This window comes from Bacillus sp. mrc49, assembly GCF_002803435.1.
The window spans coordinates 1-370 of sequence record NZ_PHNG01000084.1; the positions used below are offsets into that span (position 1 = coordinate 1).

The 370-nt window shown below is 37.0% G+C and carries 1 protein-coding gene; it reads right to left on the bottom strand.

The window, feature by feature from the left end; all coding sequences use genetic code 11:
• Positions 1-370: toxin Cry1Ac domain D-VI-related protein (locus CVN76_RS00585; RefSeq protein ID WP_157805383.1), on the bottom strand; the 370-nt coding region annotated here is incomplete at both ends.

The following is a 370-nucleotide window of genomic DNA, read 5'->3' on the forward strand; positions in this document are numbered from 1 at the left end:
GTCAACCGCGGCTTGATTGGTACTTCCTTTCAATGTGTCGAACTTGTTATCCGTGAACAGGTCTTCTACTTTTTTCTTCGCATCAGCTTGTTCTTTTTCTGCTTCTTCTTTTTTCTTCAATAAATCCTTCGCTTTGTTCACTAAATCTTGTAAACGGTCTTTTTCCGCACCGGCTGGTAATTTATTGACTGCTGCTTGAGCTTCGTCTATCGCCCCTTGATTCGTACTTCCTTTCAATGTATCGAACTTATCATTCGTGAATAGATCTTCGACTTTGTTCTTCGCTTCAGCTAGCTCTTTTTTTAATTGACCATCTACATCAGTTCCTAATTCAATCTTATTTGTTTTATCAAATTCAATATTGAAATTA